Origin of the sequence: Pseudomonas sp. PS01303, from assembly GCF_029959385.1 — a bacterium.
Lineage (GTDB): Bacteria > Pseudomonadota > Gammaproteobacteria > Pseudomonadales > Pseudomonadaceae > Aquipseudomonas > Aquipseudomonas rustica.
The window spans coordinates 64,605-73,441 of the sequence record NZ_JASCPK010000012.1 but is presented as its reverse complement, the minus strand read 5'-3'; the positions used below and the strand labels follow the sequence as shown (position 1 = coordinate 73,441).

Below are 8,837 nucleotides of genomic sequence, written 5' to 3'. Positions count from 1 at the left end.
TGTTGGAGGGAGCCGGCTCGCGATTGCTATGAATCAGGCGCCATCAATATCAACTGACCGACCGCCATCGCGAGCAGGCTCACTCCTACAGGTTTCTCATCGTTTATTCGGGCGATTTATATGCGTATCAAAGTCCACTGTCAGAACCGCATCGGCATTCTGCGCGACATCCTCAACCTGCTCGTGGCCTACGGGATCAACGTCGCGCGAGGCGAGGTCGGTGGTGAGCATGGCAACGCGATCTACTTGCACTGCCCGAACCTGATCAACATCCAGTTCCAGGCCCTGCGCCCGAAATTCGAGGCGATTGCCGGGGTGTTCGGCGTCAAGCGCGTCGGGCTGATGCCAAGCGAGCGGCGGCACATGGAATTGAACGCGTTGCTCGGCGCGCTGGAGTTTCCAGTGCTGTCGATCGACATGGGCGGTTCGATTGTCGCGGCCAACCGCGCGGCGGCGCAGTTGCTCGGTGTGCGCGTCGATGAAGTGCCGGGGATTCCGTTGTCGCGCTACGCCGAAGACTTCGATTTGCCGGAACTGGTGCGCGCCAACAAGTCGCGAATCAACGGCATGCGCGTGAAGGTCAAGGGCGACGTGTTTCTCGCCGACATCGCGCCGCTGCAATCGGAACACGACGACAGCGAAGCCATGGCTGGCGCGGTACTCACGTTGCACCGCGCCGACCGTGTCGGCGAGCGTATCTACAACGTACGCAAACAAGAACTGCGTGGCTTCGACAGCATCTTCCAGAGCTCGAAAGTGATGGCGGCGGTGGTGCGTGAGGCACGACGCATGGCGCCCCTCGACGCACCGCTATTGATTGAAGGCGAAACCGGTACCGGCAAGGAATTGCTGGCGCGTGCCTGTCACCTCGCCAGTCCGCGCGGGCAATCGCCGCTGATGGCGCTTAACTGCGCGGGGTTGCCGGAGTCGATGGCCGAGACCGAGTTGTTCGGCTACGGCCCCGGCGCGTTCGAAGGTGCGCGTGCGGAAGGCAAACTTGGCCTGCTGGAATTGACCGCCGGCGGCACGCTGTTTCTCGACGGCGTTGGCGAAATGAGCCCGCGCCTTCAAGTGAAGCTGCTGCGCTTTCTCCAGGATGGTTGCTTCCGCCGGGTCGGCAGTGATGAAGAGGTTTATCTGGATGTGCGGGTGATCTGCGCGACGCAGGTCGACTTGTCCGAACTGTGCGCGCTCGGCGAATTTCGTCAGGATTTGTATCACCGCTTGAACGTGCTCTCGCTGCATATTCCGCCGTTGCGCGAATGCCTTGATGGGTTGACGCCGCTGGTTGAACACTTCCTCGATCAGGCCAGTCGGCAGATCGGTTGCCCGTTGCCGAAACTGGCACCGGCGGCGATGGATCGGCTCAGTCATTACCATTGGCCGGGCAATGTGCGGCAACTGGAGAACGTGTTGTTTCAGGCGGTTTCGTTGTGTGATGGCGGGACGGTGAAGGCTGAGCATATTCGCCTGCCGGATTACGGCGTGCGTCAGCCGCTTGGCGATTTTTCGCTGGAGGGCGGGCTGGACGAGATTGTTGGGCGCTTTGAAAAAGCGGTGCTGGAGCGGCTGTATTCAGAGCACCCGAGCAGTCGGCAGTTGGGTAAGCGGCTTGGGGTTTCGCACACGACGATTGCCAACAAATTGCGCGAATACGAAGTCGGCAAAGACTCGGGCAGCGCATGATCGTTCCCACGCTCTGCGTGGGAATGCAACCCGGGACGCTCCGCGTCCCAAAGCGGACGCAGAGCGTCCATTGAGGCATTCCCACGCGGAGCGTGGGAACGATCATGTGGGAGCTGCGGCACGCTGCGATCTTTTGAACTGTTGCCGCCAAGCGGCATAACACCGCCGGTTTTTCGACTTCGATACATTTCCCCAATCCTCTAAATCTCCCCCAAGTCCTTTGTTTACCGGGCCGCACGCCGCCAGAAAAAAGTTGGTCTGCAAATTGCTTATGGCTCAGCAGTACAGCAGTGGGCGGCAAACGTCCGGCATGCAGAGGAAAGAGTGTGGACAAGTACCTTTATGTGGCAATGACCGGTGCCAGCCAGAACGCGCTGGCGCAAAAGGCGCATGCCAACAACCTGGCGAACATCTCCACCAACGGTTTTCAGAAGGACCTGGAACAGGCCCGTTCGATGCCGGTGTTTGGTGACAGCTTTCCGGCGCGTGCGTTTGCCATGAGCGAACGGCCGGCCACTGACTTCTCGCCGGGCTCGCTGGTCGAGACCGGTCGCGACCTCGACGTCGCCGTGACCGGCAACGGTTTCATCGCCGTGCAGAACCCGAACGGTGGCGAAAGCTACGTGCGCACCGGCAGCCTCAACATCGATGCCCTCGGCGTATTGCGTGCCGGCAACGGCATGGCGGTGATGGGCAATGGCGGGCCGATTGCCGTGCCGCCCGAGCAGCAAGTCGAAGTCGGTGAAGACGGCACCATCAGTATTCGTGCGATGGGCGAAGGCCCGCGCGTCATGGCGGAGGTCGACCGGATCAAACTGGTCAACCCGGACATCAAGAACATGAACAAGGGCCTCGACGGCTCGATTTACACCAAGGACGGCCAGCCTGCGCCGGCCGATGCCAACGTCAAACTGGTCTCGGGTTTCCTGGAGTCGAGCAACGTCAACGCCGTCGAAGAGATGACCTCGGTGCTGGCCCTGGCCAAGCAGTTCGAGTTGCACGTCAAGATGATGAACACCGCCAAAGACGACGACCAGGCCATGGCTCGGGTCTTGCAGATCAGCTAATTATCAGAACGTCGCGCCGTAAAACAGGCGCACGAGGAGAATTGAATGCTTCCGGCTCTATGGGTTGCCAAAACCGGTCTGTCCGCCCAGGACACCAACCTGACCACCATCTCCAACAACCTGGCGAACGTGTCGACCACGGGTTTCAAACGTGACCGCGCCGAGTTCCAGGACTTGCTCTATCAGATCAAGCGTCAGCCAGGCGCCCAGTCGACTCAGGACAGCGAACTGCCGTCGGGTCTGCAATTGGGTACCGGTGTGCGCATCGTCGGCACGCAGAAAAACTTCACCGCCGGCAGCCTGCAAACCACCGAGCAGCCGCTGGACATGGCCATCGACGGCCGCGGCTTCTTCCAGATTCTGCAGCCGGACGGCACCACGTCTTACACCCGTGACGGTACCTTCCACCTCGACTCCAATGGCCAGATCGTCAACGCCAGCGGTTTCGCTCTGGAGCCAGCCATCGTTATCCCGAACAACGCGCAGAGCTTCACCGTCGGCGTTGACGGCACCGTGTCGATCACCGTTCCGGGTAACCCGGCCGCTCAGGTGATCGGCAACCTGCAAACCGCCGACTTCATCAACCCGGCCGGTCTGCAGGCGGTGGGCAACAACCTGTTCCTGGAAACCGCTGCTTCCGGCGCGCCGCAAATCGGCACCCCGGGCCTCAACGGTTTCGGCACCACGCTGCAGAACACCCTGGAAGGTTCCAACGTCAGCACCGTTGAAGAGATGGTCAACATGATCACCACTCAGCGCGCTTACGAGATGAACTCCAAGGTGATCTCCACCGCCGACCAGATGCTCTCGTTCGTAACGCAGAATCTGTAATCAGTCTATGAGGCGGCCATGAGGCTGCCTGCAACACCGTGAGGTAGGGTCATGAAACGCTTCGTATCTGTTTTGGCATTGGGTGGGGTCGTCTCGCTCGCGGGCTGTGTCGCACCGACGCCCAAGCCCAATGACCCTTATTACGCTCCGGTGTTGCCGCGTACGCCGTTGCCGGCGGCGGCCAACAATGGCTCGATCTATCAGGCCGGTTTCGAACAGAACCTGTACAGCGACCGCAAGGCGTTCCGGGTCGGTGACATCATCACCATCACCCTCAACGAGAAAACCCAGGCGAGCAAAAACGCCAACTCGCAAGTGGCCAAGAACAGCAAGACCGGCATCGGCCTGACCTCGCTGTTCGGCGGTAGCGGCGTGACCAACAACCCGTTGGGCGGTAACGATTTGAGTCTGGACGTTGGCTACAGCGGCGACCGCGCGACCAAGGGCGACAGCAAGGCTGCGCAGGGCAACACCCTGACCGGCTCCGTCACCGTGACCGTGGCCGACGTGCTGCCCAACGGCATCATCGCCGTGCGCGGCGAGAAGTGGATGACGCTGAACACCGGCGATGAGCTGGTGCGCATTGCAGGTCTGGTGCGTGCTGATGACATCGCCACCGACAACACCGTGTCGTCGACTCGCGTCGCCGATGCACGCATCACCTACTCGGGCACAGGCTCATTTGCCGATGCGAGTCAGCCAGGCTGGTTCGACCGTTTCTTCCTCAGCCCGCTGTTCCCTTTCTAGGTGGCTACGTTGAATCTGAAAAGCCTTATGGTGGCCGCGCTGTTGATGTCTGCGGCTTTCACTGCACACGCCGAACGGTTGAAAGACATCGCCAGCATTTCTGGCGTGCGTTCCAACCAGTTGATCGGCTACGGCCTGGTGGTCGGGCTTAACGGCACCGGTGACCAGACGACGCAGACCCCGTTCACCCTGCAGACCTTCAACAACATGCTCTCGCAGTTCGGCATCAAAGTGCCGCCGGGTTCGGGCAACGTGCAGTTGAAGAACGTCGCGGCGGTGTCGGTGAGTGCCGATCTGCCGGCGTTCGCCAAACCGGGTCAGCAGGTCGATATCACCGTGTCCTCAATCGGTAACTCCAAGAGCCTGCGCGGCGGCACGTTGTTGCTGACCCCGCTCAAGGGTATCGACGGCAACGTTTACGCCATCGCTCAGGGCAACCTGGTCGTCGGCGGTTTTGATGCGGAAGGTCGTGACGGTTCGAAGATCACCGTCAACGTTCCGTCGGCCGGTCGCATCCCCGGCGGTGCGTCGGTTGAGCGTTCGGTACCGAGTGGTTTCAACCAAGGCAACAGCCTGACCTTGAACCTCAACCGTTCCGACTTCACCACCGCCAAACGCATCGTCGACAAGATCAACGACATGCTCGGCCCTGGCGTGGCGCAAGCCATCGACGGCGGCTCGGTACGCGTCACTGCACCGCTCGATCCGAGCCAGCGCGTCGACTATCTGTCGATCCTCGAAAACCTTGAAGTCGATCCGGGTCAGGCGGTGGCGAAAGTCATCATCAACTCGCGCACCGGCACCATCGTCATCGGCCAGAACGTCAAAGTCTCGCCAGCCGCCGTGACCCACGGCAGCCTGACCGTGACCATCACCGAAGACCCGATCGTCAGCCAGCCAGGCCCGTTGTCCAACGGCCAGACCGCTGTAGTGCCACGCTCGCGGGTGAACGCCGAGCAAGAGGCCAAACCGATGTTCAAATTCGGCCCGGGCACCACCCTCGACGAGATCGTCCGTGCGGTGAACCAGGTCGGCGCGGCGCCGGGTGACTTGATGGCGATCCTCGAAGCACTGAAGCAGGCCGGCGCGTTGCAAGCCGACCTGATCGTGATCTGAGGCCGACCATCATGGATATGCGCAAAGGCAGTCTGGTTAGCAACGCCGATTCGGGTTCGTACTCTGACCTCAATCGTCTGAATCAGCTCAAGGTTGGCGACAAGGACAGCGACGGCAACATGCGCAAAGTCGCGCAGGAATTCGAGTCGCTGTTCATCGGTGAAATGCTCAAGTCGATGCGTTCGGCTACCGACACCCTCGGTCAGGACAATCCGCTGAACACCCCGGCGGCCAAGCAATATCAGGAAATGTCCGACCAGCAACTGGCGGTGTCCATGTCCCGCGAGGGCGGTGGTATCGGCCTGGCAGACGTGCTGCTGCGTCAAATGCAGAAGAACAAACCGATGGCGCCGGGTGAGGCTGCGGCCGCGTCCGCCGCCAAGCAGGAAGAAGCGCGGGCGAAAGCCGCTGGCGTGGTCACGCCGATTGCGGCGGGCACCACCGCGATCAACGGCCCGTTGTCGCGGGTCAATGGCGAGCGTCCGTTGTGGGCGTCGCGTTCCGGGCGTGTGTCGAGCACCGATACGTCGCACAGCAATGACATGGCGATGATCAACAAGCGTCGTCTGTCGTTGCCGCCGAAACTCACCGATCGTTTGCTCGCCGGTTTGGTGCCGTCGGCCACGACCGCGACCAGCGCATCCAATGCGTTGCCGCAAGCGACCGCGCCTGCCGCCATTACCGGTTCCGGCCCGCTGTACAACGGCGACTGGCTGGCCCGCGCCGAGAACGAAAAAGCCTCCGGCGGGCAGATGCAGGTCTACGGCCGCGCCATGGCGCAGATTCCGCTGGCACCGGCGAAAAAAGCCTTCAGCTCCGCCGACGAATTCGTCAACACCATGCTGCCGATGGCCAAGGAAGCTGCCGACCGTATCGGCGTCGATCCGCGTTATCTGGTGGCGCAAGCGGCACTGGAAACCGGTTGGGGCAAATCGGTCATGCGTGCGCAGGACGGCAGCAGCAGCCACAACCTGTTTGGCATCAAGGCGAGCAGCAACTGGCAGGGCGATTCGGCCCGCGCCATCACCAGCGAGTTCCGCAATGGCGCGATGGTCAAGGAGACGGCCGAGTTCCGTTCCTACGCCTCGTACAAGGACAGCTTCCACGATCTGGTGACTTTGCTGCAGAGCAATAATCGCTATCAAGATGTGCTGAAGTCGGCCGATAACCCAGAACAGTTTGTACGCGAGTTACAGAAGGCCGGTTACGCCACCGACCCGAACTACGCGACAAAGATTTCGCAAATTGCCAAGCAGATGAACAATCTTCAAAACTACGCTGCGGCGGGTGTATCCACCACGCCTTTATAAGGCACAAGGTATAAGGTCTGAACCATGAGTTTGCTCAATATCGGGATGTCGGGTCTGGCGTCGAGCCAATCCTCTTTGGCTACGACAGGCAACAACATTGCCAACGTCGACACCGCCGGTTACTCACGTCAGCAAACCGTGCAAGGCACCAAAGCCTCGCAGCAGTACGGCACTGTTTTTATCGGCACGGGCACGACCCTCGCCGACGTGCGTCGGGTCTACAACTCGTACCTCGAATCGCAGTTGCACACCGCGACCTCGCTGAACAGCGAAGCGGCGTCGTACCTCGCGCAGGCCACGCCGCTGGACTCGATTCTGTCTGACACTAACACCGGTCTGACCGGCGTGTTGCAGAAGTTTTTCACCTCGATGCAAGGCGTGTCGACCTCGGCCACCGACGACACCTCGCGTCAGTCGGTATTGACCGGTGCGCAAGCGCTGAGCAGCCGCTTCAACGCCCTCGCCAAGCAACTGAATGACCAGAACACCACCATCAACGGCAGCCTCAGCGACATGACTGCCCAGGTGAATAAACTGGCCACGTCGATTGCCAACCTGAACCAGAAGATCGGTGAGATTTCCACCAGCGGCGGCGCGCCGAACGACCTGCTCGACAGTCGTAACGAAGCCGTGCGTCAGCTCTCCGAACTGACCGGTGCGCAGGTCGTTGAACGCGGCACCAGTTTCGACGTGTATGTCGGTAGCGGCCAGCCGCTGGTGATCGGCAACACCACCAACTCGCTGAGCATGGTTGCCAGCAAAGACGATCCGTCGCGCATGTCGATTCAGATGGATCGCGGTTCGAGCACCATCGACATCACTTCGGTGATCAGCGGTGGCGAGATCGGTGGTCTGCTGACGTATCGCAAAGACGTGCTCGACCCGTCGCTCAATGAGCTGGGCCGTGTGGCCTTGGTAGTCGCCGATCAGATCAACAGCCAGCAAGCGCAAGGCATCGACAAGAACGGTGACTTCGGCGCGGCGATTTTCAACAACATCAACAGTGCCGCATTGATCAGTCAGCGCAGTATCGCGCAGGCCGGCAACAGCAGCGGTTCGGGCAACCTTGATGTGACCATCAAGGACACCGGCAAGCTGACCACCAGCGATTATCAGGTGACGTTCACCAGCGCGACCGACTACAGCGTCAAGCGCTCCGACGGCACCGACCTCGGTACGTTCAGCACCACGACCAATCCGCCGCCGGTGATCGACGGTTTCACCCTCGCCCTCAACGGTGGTGCGTTGAGCGCCGGTGACAGCTTCAAGATCACCCCTACGCGTAATGCCGCCGCAAGCATTCAGACGGTGCTCAGCGATCCGAAGAAAATTGCCGCCGCGGGTGCGCTGACCGGTTCCGCCAGCGCCAACGGTCTGGGCACTTACACCCAGCCGACGCTGAGCGACACGATCAACATCTACAACCCGACTGCCCAGGCTGACATGCAGGCGGCGCTGAAGAATTCGACGCCGGTGAAACTGGTGTTCGGTGACGCCAGCGGCGGCAGTCAGTCGTACACGCTGGTCGACGCCAAGGGCCAGAACATCGGCACCGGCACCATCGTGCCTGGCCAGTCGAACACACTGAATCTGAAAGTCGGCGTCCTCGATGCCAACGGCAATCCAGTGATGGACACCTCCGTCACGCCGAACGTGCAGAAGACCTTCACCGTGCAAACCACGGTCGGCGGCACGCCGAAGTCCGGTGAAACCTTCACCATGAACCTCACCGGTGCGGCGTCTTCGGACAACCGCAACGCGCAAGCGCTGGTCGGTCTGCAAACCAAACAAACGGTCGACACCGGTTCGGCGAGCAAGGGCATCAGCCTGACCGACGCCTACAACAAACTGGTGACCAACGTCGGCACCAAGACTGCCCAAGGCAAGTCTGACAGCGCCGCGACCACGGCGATTCTGGATAACGCGCAAGGTGCGCGCGATTCGCTGTCCGGGGTCAACCTCGATGAAGAAACCGGCAACCTGGTCAAATATCAGCAGTACTACACAGCGTCTTCGCAGATCATCAAAGCTGCGCAGGAAACTTTCGCCACGCTGATCAACAGCCTTTAAGGAGTCGTAA

Annotated in this window: 7 protein-coding genes; all 7 read left to right on the top strand. The window is 60.8% G+C overall.

The genetic code is table 11. The annotated features are described in order from the left end of the window. Nucleotides 1-120 precede the first annotated feature (120 nt). The 7 genes from QMX93_RS06815 to flgK all read left to right on the top strand — a co-directional run bounded on the left by QMX93_RS06815 (nucleotide 121) and on the right by flgK (nucleotide 8,827). A complete protein-coding gene (locus QMX93_RS06815) occupies nucleotides 121-1,686 on the top strand; it encodes a sigma-54-dependent transcriptional regulator (RefSeq protein ID WP_282353932.1) in 1,566 nt (521 codons plus the stop codon). A gap of 326 nt (nucleotides 1,687-2,012) precedes the next feature. After that, nucleotides 2,013-2,753, top strand: coding sequence for a flagellar basal body rod protein FlgF (locus QMX93_RS06810; protein WP_053118297.1), 741 nt, complete (start codon nucleotides 2,013-2,015; stop codon nucleotides 2,751-2,753). A gap of 45 nt (nucleotides 2,754-2,798) precedes the next feature. Continuing rightward, nucleotides 2,799-3,584: a flagellar basal-body rod protein FlgG gene (gene flgG, locus QMX93_RS06805; RefSeq protein WP_053118298.1), complete on the top strand. Its 786-nt coding sequence runs from the start codon at nucleotides 2,799-2,801 to the stop codon at nucleotides 3,582-3,584. 51 nt (nucleotides 3,585-3,635) lie between these two features. Then, on the top strand, nucleotides 3,636-4,331 hold the full coding sequence (flgH, locus tag QMX93_RS06800) for a flagellar basal body L-ring protein FlgH (RefSeq protein ID WP_053118299.1): 696 nt from the start codon (nucleotides 3,636-3,638) through the stop codon (nucleotides 4,329-4,331). Nucleotides 4,332-4,358: 27 nt separating this feature from the next. After that, a complete protein-coding gene (locus tag QMX93_RS06795) occupies nucleotides 4,359-5,447 on the top strand; it encodes a flagellar basal body P-ring protein FlgI (protein WP_053118300.1) in 1,089 nt (362 codons plus the stop codon). An 11-nt stretch (nucleotides 5,448-5,458) separates the two neighbouring features. After that, a complete protein-coding gene (flgJ, locus tag QMX93_RS06790; protein WP_282353927.1) occupies nucleotides 5,459-6,757 on the top strand; it encodes a flagellar assembly peptidoglycan hydrolase FlgJ in 1,299 nt (432 codons plus the stop codon). A 24-nt stretch (nucleotides 6,758-6,781) separates the two neighbouring features. Then, complete coding sequence (gene flgK / locus QMX93_RS06785) at nucleotides 6,782-8,827, top strand: flagellar hook-associated protein FlgK (protein WP_282353925.1); 2,046 nt, start codon at nucleotides 6,782-6,784, stop codon at nucleotides 8,825-8,827. Nucleotides 8,828-8,837 lie beyond the last annotated feature (10 nt).